The organism is Nostoc sp. NMS9, from assembly GCF_017114995.1.
GTDB lineage: Bacteria > Cyanobacteriota > Cyanobacteriia > Cyanobacteriales > Nostocaceae > Nostoc.
Genome location: NZ_JABXKL010000015.1, coordinates 109,580 through 134,321, shown reverse-complemented (window position 1 = coordinate 134,321; position 24,742 = coordinate 109,580). Strand labels below are relative to the sequence as shown.

Annotated in this window: 19 protein-coding genes and 1 pseudogene; 12 read left to right on the top strand and 8 right to left on the bottom strand. The window is 42.4% G+C overall.

Annotated features, from left to right (window positions below; translation table 11 throughout):
• The first annotated feature begins 214 nt into the window (after positions 1–214).
• Positions 215–1,240, top strand: coding sequence for an LD-carboxypeptidase (locus HWQ40_RS05815; protein WP_292775515.1), 1,026 nt, complete (start codon positions 215–217; stop codon positions 1,238–1,240).
• A 308-nt stretch (positions 1,241–1,548) separates the two neighbouring features.
• Here HWQ40_RS05815 and HWQ40_RS05810 read toward each other — a convergent pair whose 3' ends face one another.
• The 3 genes and pseudogenes from HWQ40_RS05810 to HWQ40_RS05800 form a co-directional block, all read right to left on the bottom strand.
• Positions 1,549–2,622, bottom strand: coding sequence for a hypothetical protein (locus HWQ40_RS05810; protein ID WP_292775514.1), 1,074 nt, complete (start codon positions 2,620–2,622; stop codon positions 1,549–1,551).
• A 63-nt stretch (positions 2,623–2,685) separates the two neighbouring features.
• A pseudogene (locus HWQ40_RS05805) lies at positions 2,686–2,988 on the bottom strand (hypothetical protein); the annotation flags it as partial.
• 94 nt (positions 2,989–3,082) lie between these two features.
• On the bottom strand, positions 3,083–3,946 hold the full coding sequence (locus HWQ40_RS05800; RefSeq protein WP_292775513.1) for a DUF2382 domain-containing protein: 864 nt from the start codon (positions 3,944–3,946) through the stop codon (positions 3,083–3,085).
• 636 nt (positions 3,947–4,582) lie between these two features.
• On the opposite strand from HWQ40_RS05800, the gene HWQ40_RS05795 reads away from it, so the two are divergent.
• The 7 genes from HWQ40_RS05795 (at position 4,583) to HWQ40_RS05765 (ending at position 10,161) form a co-directional block, all read left to right on the top strand.
• The gene (locus tag HWQ40_RS05795) at positions 4,583–4,762 is read left to right on the top strand and encodes a hypothetical protein (protein ID WP_292775511.1); all 180 of its coding nucleotides are present in this window, start codon (positions 4,583–4,585) and stop codon (positions 4,760–4,762) included.
• Positions 4,763–4,796: 34 nt separating this feature from the next.
• Complete coding sequence (locus HWQ40_RS05790; RefSeq protein WP_292775509.1) at positions 4,797–5,252, top strand: CAAD domain-containing protein; 456 nt, start codon at positions 4,797–4,799, stop codon at positions 5,250–5,252.
• 239 nt (positions 5,253–5,491) lie between these two features.
• The gene (locus HWQ40_RS05785) at positions 5,492–5,974 is read left to right on the top strand and encodes a hypothetical protein (RefSeq protein WP_292775507.1); all 483 of its coding nucleotides are present in this window, start codon (positions 5,492–5,494) and stop codon (positions 5,972–5,974) included.
• Between the two features lie 103 nt (positions 5,975–6,077).
• Complete coding sequence (locus tag HWQ40_RS05780) at positions 6,078–6,353, top strand: hypothetical protein (RefSeq protein WP_292775506.1); 276 nt, start codon at positions 6,078–6,080, stop codon at positions 6,351–6,353.
• A 14-nt stretch (positions 6,354–6,367) separates the two neighbouring features.
• Positions 6,368–6,526 (top strand): hypothetical protein, encoded by a 159-nt coding sequence (locus HWQ40_RS05775; protein ID WP_292775505.1) that lies wholly within the window; start codon positions 6,368–6,370, stop codon positions 6,524–6,526.
• A 293-nt stretch (positions 6,527–6,819) separates the two neighbouring features.
• Positions 6,820–8,310 (top strand): helix-turn-helix transcriptional regulator, encoded by a 1,491-nt coding sequence (locus HWQ40_RS05770; RefSeq protein ID WP_292775504.1) that lies wholly within the window; start codon positions 6,820–6,822, stop codon positions 8,308–8,310.
• 213 nt (positions 8,311–8,523) lie between these two features.
• Positions 8,524–10,161 (top strand): NAD(P)/FAD-dependent oxidoreductase, encoded by a 1,638-nt coding sequence (locus HWQ40_RS05765; RefSeq protein ID WP_292775502.1) that lies wholly within the window; start codon positions 8,524–8,526, stop codon positions 10,159–10,161.
• Between the two features lie 121 nt (positions 10,162–10,282).
• Here HWQ40_RS05765 and HWQ40_RS05760 read toward each other — a convergent pair whose 3' ends face one another.
• Positions 10,283–10,549, bottom strand: a complete 267-nt coding sequence (locus HWQ40_RS05760; RefSeq protein ID WP_292775501.1) for a hypothetical protein — start codon at positions 10,547–10,549, stop codon at positions 10,283–10,285.
• 519 nt (positions 10,550–11,068) lie between these two features.
• Entirely contained in the window at positions 11,069–12,193 is a 1,125-nt protein-coding gene (locus HWQ40_RS05755) for a THUMP domain-containing protein (protein WP_292775500.1), read from the bottom strand.
• A gap of 267 nt (positions 12,194–12,460) precedes the next feature.
• Here HWQ40_RS05755 and HWQ40_RS05750 point away from each other — a divergent pair, with 267 nt between their 5' ends.
• Positions 12,461–13,855, top strand: coding sequence for a hypothetical protein (locus tag HWQ40_RS05750; protein WP_292775499.1), 1,395 nt, complete (start codon positions 12,461–12,463; stop codon positions 13,853–13,855).
• A 248-nt stretch (positions 13,856–14,103) separates the two neighbouring features.
• Here HWQ40_RS05750 and HWQ40_RS05745 read toward each other — a convergent pair whose 3' ends face one another.
• Together HWQ40_RS05745 and hemW are read right to left on the bottom strand one after the other, a co-directional pair.
• Positions 14,104–14,991: a UTP--glucose-1-phosphate uridylyltransferase gene (locus tag HWQ40_RS05745; RefSeq protein WP_292775498.1), complete on the bottom strand. Its 888-nt coding sequence runs from the start codon at positions 14,989–14,991 to the stop codon at positions 14,104–14,106.
• Between the two features lie 10 nt (positions 14,992–15,001).
• Complete coding sequence (gene hemW / locus HWQ40_RS05740; RefSeq protein WP_292775496.1) at positions 15,002–16,183, bottom strand: radical SAM family heme chaperone HemW; 1,182 nt, start codon at positions 16,181–16,183, stop codon at positions 15,002–15,004.
• 398 nt (positions 16,184–16,581) lie between these two features.
• On the opposite strand from hemW, the gene HWQ40_RS05735 reads away from it, so the two are divergent.
• Positions 16,582–17,658 (top strand): PIN/TRAM domain-containing protein, encoded by a 1,077-nt coding sequence (locus HWQ40_RS05735; protein WP_292775495.1) that lies wholly within the window; start codon positions 16,582–16,584, stop codon positions 17,656–17,658.
• 67 nt (positions 17,659–17,725) lie between these two features.
• On the opposite strand, the gene HWQ40_RS05730 is transcribed toward HWQ40_RS05735, so the two are convergent.
• Complete coding sequence (locus HWQ40_RS05730; protein ID WP_292775494.1) at positions 17,726–18,550, bottom strand: Rpn family recombination-promoting nuclease/putative transposase; 825 nt, start codon at positions 18,548–18,550, stop codon at positions 17,726–17,728.
• A 741-nt stretch (positions 18,551–19,291) separates the two neighbouring features.
• On the opposite strand from HWQ40_RS05730, the gene HWQ40_RS05725 reads away from it, so the two are divergent.
• Together HWQ40_RS05725 and HWQ40_RS05720 are read left to right on the top strand one after the other, a co-directional pair.
• Positions 19,292–21,238, top strand: a complete 1,947-nt coding sequence (locus HWQ40_RS05725) for an amino acid transporter (protein ID WP_292775493.1) — start codon at positions 19,292–19,294, stop codon at positions 21,236–21,238.
• 229 nt (positions 21,239–21,467) lie between these two features.
• Positions 21,468–24,710, top strand: a complete 3,243-nt coding sequence (locus tag HWQ40_RS05720) for a PAS domain-containing protein (RefSeq protein WP_292775492.1) — start codon at positions 21,468–21,470, stop codon at positions 24,708–24,710.
• Positions 24,711–24,742: the final 32 nt, after the last annotated feature.

Genomic DNA, 24,742 nt, shown 5'->3' with positions numbered 1-24,742 from the left:
TTCTTGTACTTAAATATGGTTTAGCGCATCTTCATACAGAATTGGTATTAGGAAAAATTGTAGGTTGGGTTAAAGCAAAGGGCAATCCAACCTACGCAGTTTAAGGTTTTTGGCTAAAAAATAGTGGATTTTTGAACTCAGATAGGTTAGTTGATGAGGTAGCAGAGCTTTAGTATTAACCTAATTCATAATTCATAATTCATAATTATAAATTATGACTATCAAACGTCGGGAATTTCTCACAACCTGTGGACTAGCTACACTAGCCACCCAGATACCATCATTTACCGCCCAAGGTAAGCCATCTCCAAATACCAGCAGCAAGCCGCCCCATCTGCAAGTGGGCGATACCGTAGGATTGATTTCTCCGGCGGGTATCGTTGACGCTAAAGACATCGAAGCAGCGCAGCAATCAATTTCACAGTTAGGGTTAAAAGTAAAGCTGGGGAAGCATATTTTAGACCGTTATGGCTATTTAGCGGGTAAAGATACCGATCGCGCCCAGGATGTAAACTTGATGTTTAGCGATCGCACCATAAAAGCAATTATTCCCATGCGTGGTGGTTGGGGTTGTAATCGCATTTTACCCCTACTCAACTACTCGCTAATCCGCTCCCATCCGAAAATTATCATCGGGTACAGTGATATTACGACGCTGTTGTTAGCAATTAATGCCCGTAGTCAAATGATTACTTTTCATGGGCCAGTTGCTACATCTACCTGGAATCAGTTTACAGTGGATTACTTTAAACGCATCCTATTTAATGGTGAAGCTGTAACTATGCAAAATCTCAACCCTAGCGAAGTGCGGTTGGAGATAATAGCATCGGGAAAGGCGAGGGGTAAACTTATAGGTGGAAATTTATCAGTGCTATCAGCGATGGTTGGTTCACCTTACCTACCTTCTTGGAACAAAAGCATTTTGTTTGTGGAAGAAATTGGCGAGGATGTTTACCGTGTAGATAGGATGCTGACACAGTTAAAAACTGCTGGGATACTTAATCAAATTGCTGGCTTTATCTTTGGGCAATGCACTAAATGTAGTCTTGGGGATGAACCATCGTTTACATTAATGCAAGTATTGCAACAACACATACTTCCTTTAAATATTCCTGCTTGGTATGGTTCAATGATTGGTCATATTAAAAATAAATTTACCTTGCCAATAGGTGTGGAAGTGGAAATAGATGCTGAACTTGGGACAATACGAATGTTAGAGGCGGCTGTTAGTCTTGTGTGAAGAATGCAGGAGGTTAGAATATAAAAATAGTGACTCACATTTTATCTAATATGTAGGAGCTAATACCCTGTAGGAAGCCCTCCGGGTTCGGGGGTTCGCAAGACGCTCCTGCGTCGCTAACGCTGCGCTAACGACGGAAACCGCCAAGACTGCGACCCCCTCACCGCTTTGCGTCTACATGAATTGCCCCTACGGTAAATCAAGGCTTTCACTGCCTTTTTGCGTAAGTCCTAATTATCTATGAGGGAATGCTTTATTTTTTGCAAGTCCCCTAACACCCCTTAAGGAATGTCTAACTTATCACCATCTCATAGTGTGTCAGTGTTTACAGAGGTGGTTCGATCAATAATTTCTACTGGGAGTGATTGGGGTGAGTGAGTTTCAACACTTTTCCTCATGCCAACATTTTCAGTTTTCACCTGCTTATTATCTGCAACCAGCCGTTCATCTAATCCTACGCCCTGATTACTAGCTGATTTGACCTCTTGGGCTGCACCCTTTGCTGCATTCGATGTATCTTTTGCTGCATCTTTGAAAGCTGGTTTGGCTTCCTCAACTGTCTCTTTAACAGAGTCCGCTACATTTTTAACGGCTGGTTTGACCTCTTGGGCTGCACCCTTTACTGCATTCGCTGTATCTTTTGCTGCATCTTTGAAAGCTGGTTTGGCTTCCTCAACTGTCTCCTTAACAGAGTCCGCTACATTTTTAACGGCTGGTTTGACCTCTTGGGCTGCACCCTTTACTGCATTCGCTGTATCTTTTGCTGCATCTTTGAAAGCTGGTTTGACTTCCTCAACTGTCTCCTTAACAGCGTCTGCTACATTTTTAACGGCTGGTTTGACCTCTTGGGCTGCACCCTTTACTGCATTCGCTGTATCTTTTGCTGCATCTTTGAAAGCTGGTTTGACTTCCTCAACTGTCTCCTTAACAGCGTCCGCTACATTTTTAACGGCTGGTTTGACCTCTTGGGCTGCACCCTTAATTGCATCAACTACAGATGGCTTGGTTTCCTCAACTGTCTCCTTAACTGCCTCTACTATATCAACAACGGATGGCTTCACTGCTTGTGCTGTATCTTTGGCTACTTCTGTTACCTCTTCTACAGAGTGGTTAACAGTCTCAGCTATACTCTTTGCTGCATCTACTATACCTTCAACAGAATCGTGAACAGCTTCAGATGTACCCTTGCCAGCCAAAGCGCCTGCTACCGCGCCCGCGACAGCACCAAATACACCTCCAACTCGACCACCAACTATACCACCAATCGCTGCACCAGCTATACCAGCACCAATGCCTGATCCTGAAGATTGAGCATCGGTTTGCTCTTGATCGGGGTCGGTATTTTCGTCATACTTATCTGCTTGTTGCTTATTCTGAGTCATAATCATCGTCTCCTTTATATTTGTAGCGTCCAGACAAAGGACTATGTGTATCAAGTTTGGTGCTTACTTATGACGACCAAACCATTTAGAGGCGATCGCTCCTAAAGCTGCTCCGACCACTGGATTACTGAGAAACTTAAGAATCGCTGGTTGTTCAGCCATCACTTCGTGGAAGATGTCAGGATGGCTATGATATGTGAAAGATGCCACCTTGCTGAGGTCATCTGCACTTATGTGGTTAGGGTTGTGGGTAGAAAGTCCCAAATCTCGCTCTAGATGGCGCTCGTCTAGACCTCTTTGCTTTAAGTGCTTGAAAAATGCCCGTGCAACATTATCCCGTTCGTTAGGCTTAATCTGAGCGATCGCTTAATATCAATCTACTGAGAGTATTTTGAGTGGAAGTAGGTAGAAAACCCACTCCTACTAACTCAAATGCAATGACCTTTGTAGTTTAAGTAGGTTAACCCCGGTCAGTTTTATTCTCTATTCGAGTTCCATCAGTGTTAACATCTAATTCTTCGCGTCGAATCGTTTCTTGACCTTCAACGGTTTCTTTGTCTACAACTTTCTGCACTCTGACTTCTTCTCGCAAAAAAGCTTCCTTATGGATGTCTGCAACTTCTTCATAGAGGTCTATATGTGCTACCTCGCCCTCGCCAAAGTCAGTCGCTTCAGCAGACACAACTTTGCCTGTGTCTTGAGAAGTCACTCGCTCAATCACGACTCGCTCTTTTTCCACCGGAACAGCAACTCTTGCAGTTTCGGTTTCAACATGCTTACTAATCGCTACTTCTCCGCTTTTTCGGCGCTGTTTATTAGCAACTAGCCTTTCTTGGTAAAGTTTGAAAGTTCGGTCTTCGTGAGCGTTCACATCATACAGATCCGCGTCGTGTGCGTAGGTGTAGTTGTCAGAACTTGGAGTAGTGCGACCAACTGTCGATCCTAGCGCAGCTGAACTTTCTACAGACGGTGTACGATATCCTCCACGCACCTGTTCTTCATAGTTGTAGTCAAGCGTTGTATGCTCTTGATATTCAGGTAAATTTTCCGCTTGCTCTCTTGTTATACCAACGACATATACACGGTTTGCTGTAGAGTCAATACGCGATTTACCTACTGGTAGTAAGACTTTCTTGCCAAAAATCCAAAAGCCGATGTCAACAATTAAATAGCGGAATGCTCCTTGGTCGTCTACTACAGCATCATTTACTGTGCCAATCTTCTCATCAGTTCCTTGAACATACACACCCATTCCTTTGATGTCATTGCCTTCAATAGTATTATGGTAGTCTGCATCAAATTCACTTATTTTCTGGAGTGGCATTCTTTTATTCCTCAAAATCTTGCTGTGTCTTTTTTATAAATTACACAATTTAGTTTAGGTAAATCTTCTCTCCGAGGAGTGACTTCAATCATCTTGATATTTCATAAACCTAAGTAATTAAATATAGTTTAATAATCCCAAAGAATGATACAGGATAAGGTTTTTCGTATTAATGTCTTACTTTCAAAAAATTGATTATAACTAAAATTTTATAACTTTTGTGACTAGTTTCTAGCATTTGTGTGACTACTTACTAGCAGTAAATTTCAAGTCTAAATTTAGCTAAATCGATACATACCAGCAAACCTAGCTAGTTTAAGATGTTTATTAATACCTTACACTTAAATCAAATATCCTCACATTCTTAAATATTTATTGCCTTAAGTTGTAATACTTGCTCTATCACTCTTGTTGAAGACAGAATTTATTCCAAAAGATTGATGATAAGTAAATCTAAAAATGCCTAAATATTATTAAAGTCCTAATAAATTTGCAAACAAATATTTACCTGTGCTGCTAAGGAGCAATAAGGAAAAATAATGGACTTAAGTGTACATCAGCGTGCTATAGGCGTATTTACTCATCATCGGCATGCGGAACAAGCGCTGCATAAGTTGAGAAATTGTGGCTTTGGCAATGGATAGAGTATCTGTGGTTGTGCAGAATGCAGACGGCAATAATCATATTGCTGGTGATAAAGCTGACGATGAGTTTCGTGACGCTGGCTCAATTCTCAGCAGATATAGAATTCAAGAGTGGCATCTAGTTGCAAAGCAACCGTTGCCAAAATTGATAATAACAAAGTCTAAACTTTAAAACTGCTCTCATTGCAGAAAATCAGGAGATAATTATGGATACAGAATTACAACAAGAGCAGTATGTCGATACTGCTTCCGAAAACCAGATAAAAGCACTTAAAGGTTCAGAGTCTGGAAACCTGGCAATGTTGCCACCCGCCTCGAAAAATGAAGAACAATGGCAAACAATTGGTAGAGAGATTTCTATATTTTTGGCAAAAATACCTGAGTACATAGGTAGATTCTACCAAGAATACAAATTACTGATTATCAGCTTTGCTTTGCTTGTGATAACGGTTACGGCACTAAGAATTTTTCTAGCGGTACTCAACGCCATAAATGATATTCCACTAGTTTCTCCATTTCTCCAATTAATTGGACTTGGTTACACAATTTGGTTTACTTCCCGCTATTTGCTCAAAGATTCCACTCGGCAAGAATTAACAGCAGAAATTCGCTTGCTTAAAAAACAAATTCTAGGCAGAGAAGAATCACAGACTTTAAGCTAACTAAAGTGTAGTGGCGAATACAGTGTATTTGAACTTTCGGTTAAGTAAAACTCGGCTTTTTACTTGACCAGAAATAAAAAGGTACAAGCCCCTAAATGTATTTATGGGCTTGGTAAATTTTTGACTTTTGACTTTTGACTTCCCCGTTCGCGCAGCGTCCCGTAGGGAAGGGGCTGACCATTGTATAGAACTGTAGACTCTTATACCACGTCAGCTAAATTAGCAGGAAAAGAAAATGTATGATCAAGACAAATAGATTAGCTTCGCTGACAACAACAGTATTTCTTTCAACATTGCTAACAGTCCCGCTGCTTAATAGCTGCGGCGGAGGTTCCCAATATGCTGCGCCACCTCCAGTTGACGATAGTGTTGGTAGAAATTTAAATAATCGCGCCCCCGTAAATCAACCCCAAGCTAGGAGGGGATTGAGTACAGGGCAGAAAGTGGCAATCTTGGCAGGAGCCGCTGGACTTTTCTACCTCTACAATCAGCGAAAGAATGCCCAAGGAACAGGAGCGCAGGGGAAATACTACCTTTCTAAGAATGGGCGTGTTTACTATCGAGATGCTCAACGTCGCCCTGTCTGGGTAACAGCGCCACAAGAGGGCATTCGTGTTCCACAGGAGGAGGCACAACAATACCGGGACTTTCAAGGATATAATAACAGTCCCACAGGGCGAGACTTAAGGGGTTTGGGTGAAGGTACTGTTCCAACAAATTAATTTTTGTACATATTATAAATAGATGGCGTTTAACCGTCATTCTATTTTTTAATAGAAACTTTTTTCCATATATCAGGAATCTGCACAAGAAGCCTTTAGTCGGATGTCACCACAAGAGCGGATGCAGTTTGGTCGCTCTCTTCAACAGCAGACGCGCTCTTCAAACTTGAATTTTTCCGATCTAAACCAAGACAGTATAGATGATCGCTTTCAAGACCCAAATTATCTTGCTCAAACGACAGGCCGGGTTCACCAGCAACAACCAGATATACTCAGTCAAATCCTGGGTGGTGTTACGGGGAGCTTTACAGGTGGTCAAGGTGGTAACATTATGAGCAATCCATTAGCGAAGGAGCGATCGCTGGTATCGCCGCCCTAGCTGTCAAAAAATTGATGCAAAAAGGCAATCAAGGAAATTCCGGGCAGTATGGTAACGTCCGCCCAGCTAGCGAAGACCCCTATGGAGATCCGGCGGATTCCGGGCAGTATGGTAATATCCGCCCAGCTAGCGAAGACCCCTATGGAGATCCCGCTGACCAACAGTACCGCTAGTAACGTCAAGCAGCAAAGCTGCAATTCGTAATTGATAATTTGTAATTCGTAATTACAATCAGTGAAAGCTTGAACTCATCACTGGTAATTCTGGTCAAGTAAAAATCAGTTTTTTTACTTGACCACTTTTTATTAGATTGGTATCACCTGGTGTCAAATATCTTGCATTGTTGGTGGTTGTTTAAAGCGACTCAAAGCGGCTGAGAGTTTATTCTAGCAAGGTCAAGTAGAAGAAACTCAGACTTTATTTCATCATTGTAAATTATCTACGTGAGCAGCGGATTTGTAGACAAATGAAGCAGTTAGCAAAAACATTATATAGTAAACTTCTGCATCTATTTCACCAGGTAATGGGAATTACAATTTCCCGTAATCCAAATTCAAAGGAAACTAATGTTGCTCTTGATGAAGAATCTCTAAAAGACCCAACTACTCAATTATCAAAGCAAATTCCTCTTCAAGACAGAGTTAATAAAGATGAGCAAAATTTACTATTAAATTACCAGTATTCAGCAAAACCTCGGCAATTCAAAAAAGCTTCTTTATTTCCTGATAGTAAGACTAATGTTGCTGCCTTGTCGCTAGTTTTGTATGGAGTTGCTGAAGTCTTATCTCAAAAAATGAATCTGTCATGGAAAAGTCAAGTAAATAATACTTTTATTTACGAAAAAGAAGCTGAAATTGGAAAAGGAAAAATCTTTTATTATGTAACAGATAATTCCGAAACTCCACAACCAGAAACTCTGGCAGAAGAGGCAGCTTTAGTTGTTATAGACCAATTTGATCCAAGAGCTTGTGCTATTCACCTGATTTACTGTGCCTTAGTAGCTAGCCTAGATAAACCTTGGTCAGGCAATTTTGTCATTGATGACAAGCAACTACTTGAATACACAGGGCTTGTTAAACGCAGGGACTTATGCAAGCATGAAAAATTGAGTATTTTGTACGACTTGTTACGGCAGCCTGCTCAGGTACTAGCTTGTATTGCATGGCCTAAACAGGGGAAAGTAGGAGCTTTTACTGTTGCTGATTTAAAGATTTGGGACATCAGTATAATACGAGATTTTGAAACAGATAAAGCTGGCAATAACAAGCTAGTGGGTTTAAAGGTGATAGGTCAAGCTGGAGTATGGACAAAATACTTCCTCAACAAATCTAAATACCACTACTACACTGGAATTATTACCAAGAAAACCGTACAGAAACTATTTAGTATTGGTAAACAAAATGCTGGCGCGGCTAGAATGCTAGTTTGGCTAACCTTCCAAATCCAACCGGAATTCCAGGATTGTGTAATGGGCAAGACTCTGATGGAGATTGCCTACGGTGCAGACAAAGTGTCAACAGCAGAGCAAGACAGACAGCTTAGACGGCAAATGGCTGATGATTTGGAAACTGACTTGAAAGTTGTCAAAGAAGCCGGATGGCAAGCAGAACTAGAAACAGGCCCACCTTGGTTAACAAGCAGCACAAGCGCTAAAAGACCTATAGGTTACTGGAATCAAATACTTAATTCTAGATGGCGTTTTCATTTACCAGCAGAAGTAGAGGAACGCTTGACCCTGGACTCGAATCAGCTAAGTGCAAACAATATCCAGCCTCTATCAGGTAATGTCATTAGAGAAGCGAGAAAAGCAAAAGGCTGGTCTAGAGCATTTTTCGCTACAACGATGGAGAAAAGCGTTTCCTGGGTTGATGCAGTCGAGACGGGTACACGTCAGGTTTCTCAAAAAGACTTGCCCAAGTTGCTCAATACACTGGAACTACACCTTAACAGGTATTGATTTGAACTAAACTTTTCTTGTTTCTCTGAGGTAATTTTTGCTACGTATTATTACTCATTGCAACTGTGTCGGGAGGGGGGTTAGGTTTTTCGTGGGTTTTTCCATGACGTGAAAAGTCAGTGTTTATGTAAGGTTTCGGCAGAAGGCAGTATTCGTCCTGCCTCCCGCCTCTCTTGTTAATATTTTGATAGACAGTATGAATTTCTCCTCGCTATGTTACGACTAACTGAAGTAAAGCTCCCGCTTGATCATCATAAAGATGATATCAAGACTGCCATCATCAAAAAGCTGCAAATCACGGACGAAGATTTGATCAGCTATTCCATCTTCAAGCGTAGCTATGATGCCCGTAAGAAAGGAGAGATCAGCCTTGTTTATATTCTGGATGTAGAAACGACTCAGGAAACTCATTTACTCAAGCGCCTGAAAAAAGATCCCCATGTGATGGCTACGCCAGACATGAGTTATCGCCCAGTGGCACAAGCACCTAGTAATTTGGCAATTCGCCCCATCATAATTGGTACAGGGCCTAGCGGCTTGTTTGCAGGGTTGATGCTGGCGCAAATGGGCTTTTGTCCCATCATTTTAGAACGTGGCAAACAAGTTCGCGATCGCACCGTTGATACCTTTAACTTTTGGAAGAAAAAATCAGACTTCAACCCAGAATCCAATGTCCAGTTTGGCGAAGGTGGTGCGGGTACATTCTCCGATGGCAAACTTTACAGTCAGGTCAAAGATCCTCAGCATTATGGGCGCAAGGTGCTAACCGAATTGGTCAATGCTGGAGCCTCACCAGAAATTCTCTATATCAACAAACCGCATATCGGCACTTTCAAATTAGTGGGAATCGTCCAAAGTATGCGTGCCAAAATCGAATCTCTCGGCGGTGAAATTCGCTTTCAAAGTCGGGTGGAAGATATCAACATCGAAAATGGACAGGTGCGGGGAGTTACCCTCGCAAGTGGGGAATATATCGCCAGCGATTATGTAGTTCTCGCAGTAGGTCACAGCGCCCGCGATACCTTCCAAATGCTATTTGAACGTGGGGTTTACATTGAAGCTAAACCATTTTCCATCGGCTTTCGGGTCGAACATCCCCAGTCTCTCATCGACCAATGTCGTTTCGGCACTCAAGCTGGTCATAAGCTTTTAGGTGCTGCCGATTACAAACTGGTTCACCACTGCGAAAATGGTCGTTCCGTCTATAGTTTCTGTATGTGTCCAGGGGGCTTGGTAGTTGCAGCCGCATCAGAACCGGGACGACTTGTCACCAATGGGATGAGCCAATATTCTCGCAATGAGCGCAATGCCAATAGTGCGATCGTTGTGGGCATCACCCCCGAAGATTATCCGGGAAATGCGTTAGCAGGAATTGACTTCCAACGGCGCTTAGAAGAACGGGCTTTTGAATTGGGCGGCGGGACTTATGAAGCTCCAGGGCAGTTGGTGGGAGACTTTCTCAACCATCGCCCTTCTACAGCATTGGGCACTGTTAAACCGTCTTATACACCTGGGGTACATTTGGGTGATTTGAGTCAGAGTTTACCAGATTATGCGATCGCTGCCATCCGTGAAGCCCTTCCCGCTTTTGATAAACAAATTAAAGGTTTTGCGATGGACGATGCCGTGTTGACTGGCGTGGAAACCCGCACCTCGTCACCAATTCGGATTAAACGTAAAGAGGATTATCAGAGTTTAAATACAGTCGGACTTTATCCAGCTGGTGAAGGTGCGGGATACGCAGGGGGAATTCTCTCGGCTGGTATCGATGGGATTAAGGTAGCGGAGGCGGTGGCTTTAAGTATTTTGAGGAATTGCGTAGTTGACCGCCGTAGGCATCGTAAAATCTGAAATATTGCAAATATCAATTCTAATATCAAGTCCCACCTAGATACATTTCGAGGTAGGGCTTTTGTTTTTATGACTGGAATCGATATGCAATCATGTATCAAGCGCGATCGCAGTGCAGAATTTATCCGATTGTTAAAGCTGGTTCTTTACAGAAGTTAAATAGGGCTGACTCAGTTTCTGATTCGTTTTCAAATACAGCAGAAATGTACCATTCACAGGGCGAACCATTCGTATATTCAGCCCAAGCAATTGTTGCTGTTTCACCTGATGGAATCCCTGACTCACCCAAGTTAAATGAGGCCCACTCTTCATCATCGATAGATACCCACAACTCTGTAATTGCCAATTCAGTTTTATTGGTAACGGTAAAGGTGAATTGGTCTGACATAAATAGCCTTGCCTTTTAACGATAAATAAATTGCAGATTGTCAGTCACTGATTATACTGCCACTTGTTTCAAAAGTTGTCATACTAACTGCCAGAATATAGACTTACACATAGTTTCAAGTTTGTTTGACTTAATTTAAATTTATTAAAGAGTATTAAAAATATCACCGATTCAGATTGAGTCTATCAAGATAGCCAATGCCATGCAACAGCAGATTTAGGTCGCGGTTCTCACAAACTCCGACAATACAGCACATCCCCAGTGTCACAAAATTTTCAGGCAATGTATTTTTTACTGAGCAAAAGTAATTGAGAGCGAGCGCCTTAAACATACTACAAACCGGAAATCGCAAAATCTGATCGATTCTGTCTTAATACAGTTTTGCGTAAAAGCGTAGCATTTTTAATGTAGGGGGATGCATTGGCATTGTATTGGGACGCATTGACATTGCAGAGGGACGCATTGGCATTGCAACGTATTGCCAAATTTAATTCGCTACGAATTAATGAAATGCTGTACTTAGTACAGTTCATATTTCATTAACTGACAAGGCAAGGCTCCGTTGTACACTGCAATTCGCTGGGATGATTTTAGTCCAATCGATTGAGACAGTTCCTTGTTGCCACTGAGTACAAATGCAGTCCAGCCTTTGAAGCGTTGTTTCAGTACATCACCCAAAAGTTTATAGAACGCCCCTAAATCGCTATCTCGCCCCAGCCGTTCGCCATAAGGTGGATTGCAGAATAAAATCCCACTGTCTGCGGGGGCGACAACATCAGCAAGCTCCATTTGAGAAAACCATACATGATTATCAACGCCGCAGTTTTGAGCATTGTTAATCGCTTGCTCGATTATATTTTCATCGCGATCGCTTCCCCAAATAGGTGCGGTCAGGCTATCTAGTTGGCTATCCTTAGCTTCTTGGAGGAGTTTTTCCAAAAGGGACAGGTCAAAATCGAGCCAATTTTCAAATCCAAAGCAATCCCGAAACAGCCCTGGTGCGATGTTCAGTGCCTTTAAGCTAGCTTCCAGGGGTAAAGTGCCACACCCACACAGAGGATCGTAGAACATCTGGTTTGGTTGCCAACCTGAAAGTTGAATCAGGGCAGCTGCTAGAGATTCCTTTAGAGGGGCTGCTCCCACCGCAGGACGGTAGCCTCGGCGATGCAGACTATTTCCAGAACTGTCGAGTTTGACGGTACAAAAGTCGCGTTCAATATGAACATTGATCCGCACATCTGGTTCATGAAGCTCTACATTTGAACGCTCACCCAGATTTTCTTGCTGTTGGTCAACGATCGCATTTTTGACCTGGAGAGATGTGAAGTGGCTGTGGTTGAGGCGATCGTTTTTGCCCGTGACATTCACCGCCAGCGTCATGTCTGGCGTGAGATAGTTTTGCCAATCGATAGTCTGGATACCGCGATAGAGATCCTTGGCATCAAGGCATGGAAACTCATGGATGTTTACCAAGATTCGGAACGGTAGCCTAGCCCAGAGGTTGACGCGATAAAGTAGAGTGCGATCGCCCTCAAAGGCTACACCGCAAAACCCCGGCTCTACGGAATGGGCACCCAGTTGCTCTAACTCCTGAGCTGCAAGGGTTTCTAATCCGCGAGCAACCGTTGCAAAATACTGATTCATCCTCTAATCCAAAGTATTATCTTCACTGCTCACCCATTGACGCACTTTAGCTTAACTCATATCTTGTAACATTCTCTCTCGTTAAGTCTGCGATTATAACCTTAGTAGGGTACAACGAATTAAATGAGGAGGCAGGAGGTAAACCCCCTAAATTTCTTCAGTTTAAGTACTATCTTAAATCAATTAACCTTGCTAATATCAAGCTGAAATAGTATTCAGGCACTTTGCAATACAACCCATCAATAAAAATAGTCAGAGGGAAAAACTATGAGTTTAGTATCTGATATTGTTCTGCTACAAGACTTAACATCGTCATCTAATGAAAATGTAGTCCAGCTTAAAGCCGTACTTCCTGCGACAGTAAATCGCTTAACCAACCCGACGTTAGCAAGTATCTTTGGTGATGACCTGAAATTTGGTATTGCCTCTTTCAAGGATAAGCCACTTGCGCCTTTTGGGGCTTACGCTGACTATGTATATCAAGCAGAAGTCGCTTTGACAAATAATGTCACAACAATTAAAGACAAAATCTTTGACTTTGAAGCTTTTGGTGGCAATGATGGGCCAGAATCACAATTATTTGCACTCTTGTTCACAGCTTTAGATAGCGGCGGCAGTCTTGGTTACAGAGTAGGTTCGTTTCGTGTTGTTATCATAGCCACCGATGGTATTTATCACGTTGCCGGCGATCGTGCAGCAGTTAGGCCAGATAGTATTGGCAATAATGGAGATGGGATAGCTGATGCTTATGAAGATTATCCAAAGATCGGACAAGTAAAAACTGCGCTAGAAGCAAATAACATTATTCCAATTTTTCTAACTACGAGTAATGTTGCAGCCGATTACGAGACACTAGTTACCCAGCTTGGTCGAGGTGGTGTACTGACTCTTGGTTCTACAAGTGAGAATCTTGCTGATGTCATAAAAGAGGCAGTTGCTCGAGCCAGAAATGTGATCAGTACTGATGTCACTACAACCAAGAAAGACGATACCTTTAGTGGGGGGAATTTTTCGGCTGGCGATAAGATTATTTTTGCGGGGGATGGTGATGACAGTATTTCGCTTTCTGGTGTTATTGGTAATCATTACATTGACGGTGGAGCAGGTAGTGACACTCTCGTTGGTGGATCTGGTGCAGACAGAATAGATGGGGGTAGTGATGACGACAACCTTCTGGGGGGCAACGGTGATGATATTCTTTTTGGCAGTAGTGGAAAAGATATTCTGAGCGGGAACCAAGGCAACGATTACCTACAGGGAGATAGTGGGGATGACTTACTAAAAGGAGGCGATGGTTCAGATAAGTTTGCATTTGCAACCGGATCAAAGTTTAATATTAGGGAACTTGGAGTTGATATTATTAGTGACTTCACTCCTGAGCAAGACAAGATCCAACTATCTAAATCTACCTTTACCGCTCTAAGTAACTCAGTCTTCCCAACTAAATTAAATTCCGCAGACTTTGCCACAGTGACAAACGATACTTTAGCTGCAAGTAGTAGTGCGGTGATTGTTTATAATAGCGCAAATGGTAGTCTCTTTTATAACCCTAATGGTTCGGCGGCTGATTTTGCTGAGATTAATTCCGGGGGTAAATTTGCACAATTGGATGCTACCTATTTTCCTGCTCTAACTACCACTAGTTTTGAGGTAATTTTTTAAGGAGGCAGTAGGAAGGCAGTAGAAATTCTTTTTGTCTGATTTAGAGTCCTGCATTTTGTAACTCATCTACCTGAAAACTGCTTTAACAAAAAAACAGGAGGCTATCACCAAGGGCAAACTAAACGGTATAGTTTCAAGATGCCTCAAGTCCTTGCTCATTCCTCTGCTTACCTCAATCGATTACTGTTTGCTTGAACCATCTAAAAAACTGAGATCCTCCCAGACAAACGAATTGAACTGAGATTAATCTATATTTTTCTAAAATCAATCATTGTCTGACGATAAGCATCTGGCAAACCTGTATCAAAACACTTTCCTTTAACAACATATCCTGTCATTCCCTCTTCCTGACGCAATTTTTCAAGACAAGATGTTAACTGAAATTCACCTTGTTCTCGGAAATTTTGGTTGATGTGTTCTGCTAAAAAGTCAAAAATTTTCGGCGTTAGTAAATATAAGCCAAATACACCTAAAAAATCATTTTCTGACATTCCTTGTACACGTAAATGCTGTTGTGCATACTCAATAGTCGGTTTTTCATAGAGTTGTGTAACTGACAAAATCGAGTTTAACTCTTGCCAAACTCCTGTTATACACCCGGCTTTATGAATAATTTCTGCTGGCATTGTAGTTAAGCCAACAACGTTTTGATTAACTTGTTCATAAACATCTAAAACTTGACGCGCACAAGATTTTTCAATGTCAGATGCATAAATGTGGTCGCCCAACATCAGCAAAAACGGCTCATTTTGTACCCAATCTTTGGCACAAAATACCGCATGACCATAGCCTAATTGCTCCTCTTGTAACAAAATGGTAATTCTGCTACCTAAATCTTCGAGATATCTACTATATTGTTGATTTGGCGGTAAAAGTTTATCTAAAAGTTCTTTTTTGGGTGGGTTTTTCAATAAATCTGCAAATATTTCTTTGTCATCTGGCTGCACCACAATTCCTACTTCTGTAATTCCAGCATTAATTGCCTCTTCAATAATTGCGAGAATCACAGGTTTTGCCCTACCATCTCGATCAATAATCGGGAAAAGTTCTTTTTTGACAACTTTAGTAGCTGGAAACAAACGAGTACCGAAACCAGCTACCGGAATCACAGCTTTTCTAACTTTATTTTTTTGCATAAGCAGTTCGTCACCCCAACTTCTCAAACAATTCCGCCAACACCACATTAGAAAACAAAAATCCTTGGGGATCAATCAAACGCAACCTTCCCTCTGCAACTTCCACCCAACCTTTCTCAAAATACAATTGCAAACACCGACAAATCTCCTCTACCTTCTCTTCGCCAAACGCCTCTACCAACGCGGCCAAACTCAAACCCTCTGCCAAACGCAACCCCAACATTAACGTTTCTAACAATACTTCCTTTGGGGGAGTTACATCACAATCAATTACACCGCCAGCTTGTACCCACTGGTAATACTCCCTAGTTTTACGCGGACGAGTGAACCGCTTTCCCTCAACATAACTCGCCGCACCCATACCAAAGCCATAATAGGGGCGGTTTTCCCAATAAACCCGATTATGCCGACACTGATGGCCAGGTTGAGCATAATTGGAAATTTCATAATGCTCATAACCAGCACTAGTTAAAACTTGCTGACCCATCTGGTACATTTTGACTGTGGCTTCATCCGTGGGTAAAGGAGTATCGCCAGGTTTGTAGTAACGACCAAAGGCTGTACCTGGTTCGATGGTAAGATCATAGATGGAGATATGAGTGGGTAAAATCGCTACGGCTTTTTCTAGGGAATATTGCCATTGATCCAAAGACTGATGCGGCAACCCAGAAATTAAGTCTAAGCTAAATACGGGAATCTCAACTTGGTGGATTAGTTCCACAGCTGCAAAAATATCTTCAACTGAGTGCGATCGCCCCGCCCTTTGCAATAATTCTCCTTGAAAGGCTTGTACACCCAAACTTACCCGGTTCACGCCTGCACTGCAATAGCCTGCTATGTGGGCTAAATCAAAGGTACCTGGGTCAATTTCCATAGAAATCTCTGCCCCAGACGCAATCCCAAAATGCTTCTCTAGCTCTGTGATTATCCGTTGTAGCTGCTCTATTGAGAGCAGCGAAGGAGTACCACCACCGAAGAAAATTGTCTTCAGAGGTTGACCAAATGCTGGTGTAATGGCAATTTCTTGACATAGCACCTCAACATATTGGGAGATAGTACCAGATGTTTCGCCCCGCAAGCGATCGCCAACAACAGACACTGGGAAATCACAATAAAAACACCGCCGTCTGCAAAAGGGAATATGCACATAAGCAGAACTCGCAATTCCAGAAATACTAAATTTTTTACTCATTTTGAGAAAAGTTTTAAGTTAATCCAACTGCGAATTAGAGACAATGAAAATGAGGTAAGAATTCAGGAGTCAGGAGTCAGGAACCAGAATAATTTTAAAATCAAGCGTATAATAACTTCTTGATTTTATTAAAATTATTAAGTTTGGGTATCAAAGTCTTCTTAATTCTGACTTCTGGATTCTGAATTCTTACAAAATGACTAGTTTATTTACAAGTTTTTGTCTTTTTACAACGAAACAATGAAAAATATTAAGATAAAAGCCTTTAGTTATAATAATTGCAGATATTGTCAGCCTAAACCCTTAGTGTAAGTCAATATTGATCAGTTTATCTTACCGATGAAATAAAAAATACTTAACTTTATCGGTTAACACAGTTGCAGGAAAACAAGACAACCATGCTTGACGCCATTATTATTTTCTCATTTATCCTAGCAGCGTCGGGAATAGGGTTCTACAGCATTGAACTACTACCCAATGGGGCGCTAGATCAGGTAACGAATCTAGAAGCTTTACGCTTAGTTGTTGCCGTCTTTGCCGCTATTATTGGTGGTGCGATCGGGCTGAGTTTCCAGACGACATATCGTCGCCTAGAATCACAAGTCAAAGAAATGCCTCTGGAAGTAATCTTAACTCGTGCCATTGGCTTAGTGATTGGGCTATTACTAGCCAACCTGATGCTAGCCCCACTATTTTTGCTCCCGATCCCGGCGGATTTTGGATTTATTAAGCCATTGGTGGCAGTTGTCGGTAGTATCATCCTCTCCGTCACTGGTATGAATTTGGCAGACACCCACGGGCGAGGCTTATTGCGGTTCATTAATCCCAACACCGTCGAATCAATGGTAGTGGAAGGAACATTAAAACCAGCCAATACCAAAGTTTTAGATACTAGCTGTATTATTGATGGCCGTATTGAAGCCTTACTAGAAACAGGGTTTTTAGAAGGGCAAATTCTTGTACCGCAGTTTGTCTTGCAAGAACTCCAACAAGTAGCGGATGCTAGCAAAGACCAAAAGCGGGTACGGGGAAGGAGAGGACTAGAAATTCTCAACCGCATTAAGGAAGATTATCCCGATCGCATCCTGATTAATGCAGTTGACTACGAAGATATTCCCACAGTGGATGCCAAGTTAGTACGCTTCGCGCAAGAAATTAGCGGCACACTGCTAACCAACGACTACAACTTGTCTAAAGTTGCCAGTGTTCAGAAAGTACCTGTTTTGAATGTGAATGATTTAGTGAATGCCGTCCGTCCCAGTTATTTACCTGGCGACAACCTGGATTTAAAAATCCTCAAGGAAGGCAAAGAACCCAGTCAAGGCATTGGCTACCTAGATGACGGCACAATGGTAGTCGTTGAAGAAGGTAGCAGTTATGTGGGTGGTGAACTGCGAGTAGTAGTTACCAGTGCTTTGCAAACTACAGCAGGAAGAATGATTTTTGCCAAACCGCAAGCTTCAGCATTGGCGTGAAACAATGGGATGTTTGTTCAATTCGAGCGACACTTGGTAATCGGTGCAGTCAACCTGCACTGATTATTTATTGATTGGACTCACGAGACTCACTTGCCTGTAAATACTGTAACTGCTCAATTGATAACCCTGTGACTCTGCCGATCTGTTCTAATGGCATACCAGTACTAAATAGATTTCTTGCGACTTCGAGTAACGCTTCAGCCTTACCTTCAGCCTTACCTTCAGCCTTACCTTCAGCCTTACCTTCAGCTTTACCTTCGGCTTTACCTTCAGCTTTACCTTCTTGTAGAATGTCTTGATAAATCGCTGACTCGCGCATAATGTCTGACCTCAAAACTCGTTTAATAACCTCTTTATCTAATACTAAACCAGCTAAAATCGCTGTAGAAGCAGCAATATTACTTTGAGTTCTTAATTCTGTAATACCGTTAATTTCCCGTGCCACTTCATTAAGTATAACTTCTGGATCGATTGTACTGCTTAACACCGCCAAAGGTAAAAGTCCAGGTGTTCTCAAAAATACTTCAGTTGGTTGTTCCCAAAGTCTGATAACTGCAAATTCATGTCGTGTCCCAGCAATTGTAAATGTATTTTGTTGCACCAAATTTGAATTTGTCTGCTTGAGGTAAATTACGACTTGATGCATTGCTTTGTCTGGAAAGCGGCGATATGCTCGTAATCGATAGTCAATCATCCGAAAAGGAATTTTCGGATCAACTTGGGTTTGAAATTCCAAATGCAATATGCTTTGCTCCGACTGCAACAGAATTAGGGCATCAGCCCGAATGGGTTCGAGAGATAATTCTTTTGGACTTAGTTCAGTTAAATTAATAGATTCGCCTAATAACCATGTAGCGAAGTCAACCCCTTCGGGGAATTCAAAATTCAAAATTCAAAATTCAAAATTCAAAATTACAATCCCCATAAATAAATTTAGGGGCTTGTATCCTTTTATTCTCGGTCACTGGAGAAGTTCTCAACTAAGAATTTGCAGATATTGTCAAACATCTGAATTAGTGTAGTTGGTGCAGATGGGTTCGCATGATGCTGGGAACCTATTTAATACATTGTCTGTATGTTGTGTACGACTATATGTCCATAATTCCATCAAACTAAAGTCTGCGTCTATACAAACAGAGTTATAGATTAGCCGATTAATTATTTTATAGTCAATTACACAAACATCATATAGGACTCCTATTTGATTTTTGAACAATCAAGCTGCCTAGAAGCTTGACATACAAAGCTTGACTTCTCAGTATACTGAGCAAGATTCAAGTAGGATTCCTATATAACTAAAAATGACTTTTATTTTAGGGGTGATTTGTTAATTGCGTACATACCTTGTTTAGCAGCGTCGTTTTTTTAGAACTGATAAAGCTTGAAGGTGCTAAGGATACGAAAGCGTTAATCCCCAAATATACGGTTGCAGTATTGATTATTCCTATACCACAACCTGCAACCGATCTTGATATGGTAGACGACTACGAACAGCTACTATATATTTTGTAAATCGGACAGGATGCTTAACATACAATAATAGTGCTATGCCTTTGTAGTTAAAAATTTTAATAAACCACGAAGGCTTAAAAAAATCACAAAGCCGACTTTTGCAACACAACCGTATTTGATGGCTAAATCAATTGTTTCAACAAAACGGCTCGGCAGCCAGTTAATCCATTGGTTGCTTGAAGAAAACCGACAAGAAAAAAAAGGGCCTTACCGCAAGGAAGAAGCACATCGCCAGCATTCTTGGTGGCAGGTGATGTGCTTGACTGGTGTAGATTATTTCTCGACCCTTGGCTATCAACCAGGGATTGCAGCACTGGCGGCTGGCGCTCTTTCTCCTATAGCTACCCTGATTCTGGTTTTGCTGACGCTCTTTGGAGCGTTGCCAATTTATCGGCGCATTGCTGCCGAAAGCCCTCATGGTGAAGGGTCGATCGCAATGTTAGAGCGTTTACTTCCCTGGTGGCAAGGCAAATTGCTTGTACTGTGCTTACTTGGCTTTGTGGCAACTGACTTTATTATTACCATTACTTTGTCAGCAGCTGATGCCACAGCCCATATCGTCGAAAATCCGCTTATACCAATTTGGCTTCACAATCAGACGATCGCAATTACCCTGATATTAGTTGCATTACTAGGTGCAGTTTTCTTGAAAGGTTTCCGAGAAGCCATTGGGATTGCAGTAGTTTTGGTGGCAGCTTATCTGCTGTTGAACTTTATTGTCGTTAGCGTCGGTGTGTATCAGATATTAACTCACACAGAAGCGATCGCGAACTGGCAAACTGCACTTTTTACACGCCATTCTAACCCTTTGATCCTAATCGGCATCTCTCTCCTCATATTCCCCAAACTCGCACTGGGATTATCAGGTTTTGAGACTGGTGTTACCGTTATGCCTCTGGTTAAAGGTAGCAGTAACAAGACTTCTCAGCATTCCAAAGGGCGGATTCGGAATACACGCAAGCTGCTCACCACTGCTGCTCTGATTATGAGCTTCTTTTTGCTTACCACCAGCTTTATAACCACTCTACTGATTCCAACTGCCGAATTTGCATCGGGGGGCAAAGCCAATGGACGGGCCCTTGCTTATTTAGCACATCTGTATTTAGGCAATGGCTTTGGCACAATTTACGATTTAAGTACTATTTCTATTTTGTGGTTTGCAGGTGCATCTGCAATGGCAGGGCTGTTAAATATTGTGCCTCGCTACCTACCACGCTATGGCATGGCACCCAATTGGGCACGAGTAACCCGACCTTTAGTGTTAGTCTACACAGCGATCGCTTTTGTTGTCACAATTATCTTCAAAGCAAGTGTAGAAGCCCAAGGTGGGGCTTACGCAACTGGTGTGCTTGTATTGATCACCTCAGCCGCCTTTGCCGTAACTTTATCAGCCCACCGTCACAGACAGAAGCGGGCCAGACTCGTTTTTGCCATTATTACACTGTTATTTGTATATACCACCATTGTCAATATCATCGAAAGACCAGAAGGGATTAGGATTGCTGGGTTTTTCATCGGTGCGATCATTTTTACCTCGCTGGTTTCTCGTGTTTGGCGTTCAACGGAACTGCGAGCAGAGCGAATTGAAGTTGACGAACTTGCTAGCCAATTCTTTGCTGAAGATAGCCAGGGAACAATACGACTGATTGCAAATCGGTTGAATACGGGCGATGTCCTAGAGTATTTTATGAAAGAGAAAGAGGTACGCGAAGACAATCATATTCCACCTAACGATCCAATTCTGTTTCTAGAAATTCATGTATCCGATGCTTCAGAATTTGCGGATGTGATCGTAGTAAAAGGGGTGCAAGTTGGTGACTATCGCATCCTCCGGGCTGAAAGTGCAGCAGTACCAAATGCGATCGCAGCTTTACTACTTTACATTCGTGACCAAACGGGTAAGATTCCCCATGCTTACTTCGGCTGGGTTGAGGGAAATCCCATACAATACCTATTGCGTTTTATCTTGTTTGGCGAAGGTGACATTGCTGTAGTTACCCGTGAAGTACTGCGTCGGGCTGAAAAGAATCCCCACATGCGACCTGGTATTCATGTTGGGGGTTGATTCAGGAGTGCTGAGTGCTGAGTAAATTAAAATCACTCAGCACTGTTTCGTTAACAGAGTTCTTTTTTCTCCTTGTCCCCTTGTCCTATAAAGATGTGGCAAAAAATAAACCAGTGATAGAAGTAGCGATCGCAGCTTATGCCTCAAGTTTGAAGAAATTGCCTTAAAATTTATGTAAATATGAGCCGCTCAATCTTAGATCAACTTTAAAATTATTTAACTTTTTAGAATGCCAGACGCGGAAAAGTTCCAGAACCAGCTGGCTAATCACAAGCTGCTGCATCAGCAAGTTAGTAAAAAGGCAAATTCTTCGCTAGTAGCCAGTAAAGAAGAAGGAATGGTGCTTCAGTTGGCTGATGGCACTATCCAGGCTTGCAATGCCGCTAGCGATCGCATTTTGGGACTGACCGCAGAACAGCTTGTAGGGCAAAATTTGCTCGATCCCAAGTGGCAGTTTATTCATGAAGATGGCTCTCCTTTACTCAGTGAAATTCACCCTGCGATCGTTACCCAAAATACAGGTAAACCTTGCTTAAATGTGGTGTGTGGCTTTTATAAGCCAAATGGTGAGCTAGTCTGGCTATTGTTTTCCTCGCAACCTCTGTTTCAAACTGAAGGAAGCAATCTGTATGCGATCGTGACAACTTTTTCGGATATTACGGCATCTAAGCACGCCCAGATCGAGGAGGACTGTAGTTGTGAACAAGATACTCAACAAGTTGATGCAGATGAATTTCAGACACTGTGGGATAGTCAACGTTTGTTTCAACAAATTGCTGGCACTCTTCCGGGGATAATCTACATTTATGACTTAATTGAGCAGCGAAATTCTTACGTTAATTACGAAATTGCTCAAGGTTGGGGCTACACACCAGCAGAAATCCAGGCGATGGGAAAGGAGTTATTTTCCCAACTTCTACACCCTGAAGATTTGGCTCGACTCCCTAGCTATTTTGAAAAATTTAATTCTGCTTATCAGGGTGAAGTCCTCAGCTTTGAATACCGAATTCGACACGCTAATGGAGAGTGGCGCTGGTTTTGTAGCTATGACACTGTGCACAGCAGAACGACTGATGGATTGCCGCAATATCTTTTGGGGATTGCTTTTGATATTACAGAGCGACGACACATAGAAATTTCCCTGCGGCAAAGTAACGAAAGGTTTGAGCTAGCAGCGGCAGCGGTTAATTGCCTAATCTATGACTGGGAGATTGGCAGAAATACTGTGGAAAGAACTCAGGGTCTAACCCAGGTTTTTGGCTACACACAACAAGAAACGGAACCTACCTTCCAGTGGTGGCAAGAACGCATTCATCCCGATGACCAACAAAGAGTTAATGACCAGTTCATGGCTAGTATGGTCAATGGAAACCGTTATCGCATCGAATATCGAGTACGTCACAAAGATGGTCGCTATTTGTGGGTGGTAGACCAGGGGTTTGCAGTCCGGGATGCAAATGGTCAGGTAGTTAGGGTAGTTGGTGCGAGTACTGATATTACCGAACAGCAAGCTGCCCTATGGGAACGTCAAAAAATTGAAACAAATCTGCGCGAAAGTGAAGAACGGATTCGGTTGGCTACTAATGCTGCTGAACTAGGTATGTGGTTTTGGAATATCACCACCAACGAGGTGATTTGGACAGACAAATGTCGGCAGTTGTTTGGACTATCCCTAGAAGCCGAAATCAGCTTTGAGATTTTCCTTAATTGTGTATATGCAGAAGACCGCCAATGCATTCATGAAGCGATCGCCCGCTCTCTTGAAAAACAGGTTGAGTGTGACATTGAATACCGCACCCTTTGGTCTGATGGTAGCATTCATTGGATTGCTGCTAAAGGTCGCGTCTTTTATGATGCCGAAGGTAACGCAGTACGAATGATGGGTACTACCCAGGATATTACCCAACGCAAACAGGTAGAAAATGATTTGCGCCAGCGTGAAACTCAATTAAGGCGGTTAGTTGATTCCAACATTATTGGCATTATGTTCGCCACTCCTGATTACATTACTGAGGCGAACGAGGCTTTTTTAGAAATGGTGGGTTATACACGAGAGGAACTTTTAGCGGGTAAGATACGCAGAAAACACATCACCCCACCTGAATATCATGCTCTCGATCGGCAGGGGATAGAGCAACTTTTAACGGTTGGGCTATGTACTCCCTTTGAAAAAGAATACATCCGCAAGGATGGTTCCCGCATTCCCATACTAATTGGTGGTGCCTTGGTGGAGCGAGATCCCGCGTCTTGGATCTGTTTTATTCTAGACCTAACCCCCAGAAAGCAATTAGAAAAGGCACTTAGGCAACAAGCAGAGGAACTTAAACAGGCAAACCGGAATAAAGATGAGTTTCTTGCTATTCTCTCCCACGAATTGCGATCGCCCCTCAATCCCATTTTAGGGTGGTCATCGCTACTCAAAAGCCGCAAATTTGATGAAGTGACTACAAATCGTGCTTTGGAAACCATCGAAAGAAATGCTCAATTGCAGATTCAATTAATTGATGAGTTGCTGGATGTCTCCCGAATTATTCGCGGTAAGTTGAACCTGACTTTTGCCACTGTTAACCTGGTAGCTGTAATTGATGCTGCATTAGAAACAGTCCGGTTAATTGCCGAAACCAAATCTATCCAGATTAAAGTACAGGTTGACCCCAAGGTTGGTAAAGTGTTAGGCGATTATAATCGCTTACAGCAAGTTGTAGGGAATTTACTCTCGAACGCAGTTAAGTTCACTCCCTCTCGTGGTTCAGTGGAAGTTAGCTTGTCATTGAGTCGTGAATTGACTTCCCACTCTGCACTAATTCAAGTTAAAGATACGGGTCAAGGTATTTCCCCTGAATTTTTACCCCAAGTATTTGAATATTTTCGTCAAGCTGATAGCAGCACAACCAGGAAATTTGGCGGACTGGGACTGGGATTGGCAATAGTTCGTCACTTAGTAGAGTTGCATGGTGGTACTGTAAGAGCAGCCAGTCCAGGAATCGGACAGGGAGCAGTTTTTACTGTCAGACTGCCCCTAATGAAGGAAAGTGAGGGTGCAGGGGAAGCAGGAGGAGCAGGGGAGAAATTTAACTCGTCAGTTCTCCGTGGACTACGGATATTAATTGTTGATGACGATGCTGACACACGAGAGTTTTTGCACTTCTTGCTACAACAGAATGGGGCGTTGATAACTGCCGCAGCATCGGTAAATGAGGCGCTTAATATTATAGCACAGGCTGTACCTAATTTATTAATCAGTGATTTAGGAATGCCAGAAATGGATGGCTACAGCCTGATTAAGATGCTCAGAGCCATGCCCAAAGAGGAGGGCGGGGAAATTCCGGCGATCGCTCTTACCGCCTATGCTGGAGAAAGCGATCGCGATCGAGTTTTAGCAGCTGGTTTTCAGAAACACATTGCCAAACCAGTACAACCAACCGAATTACTGACCAAAATTACAGAATTGCTAGGGCCAAATCATCGCTAAAACTCTATTTCTGTTCATTGGATTTTAGGCTC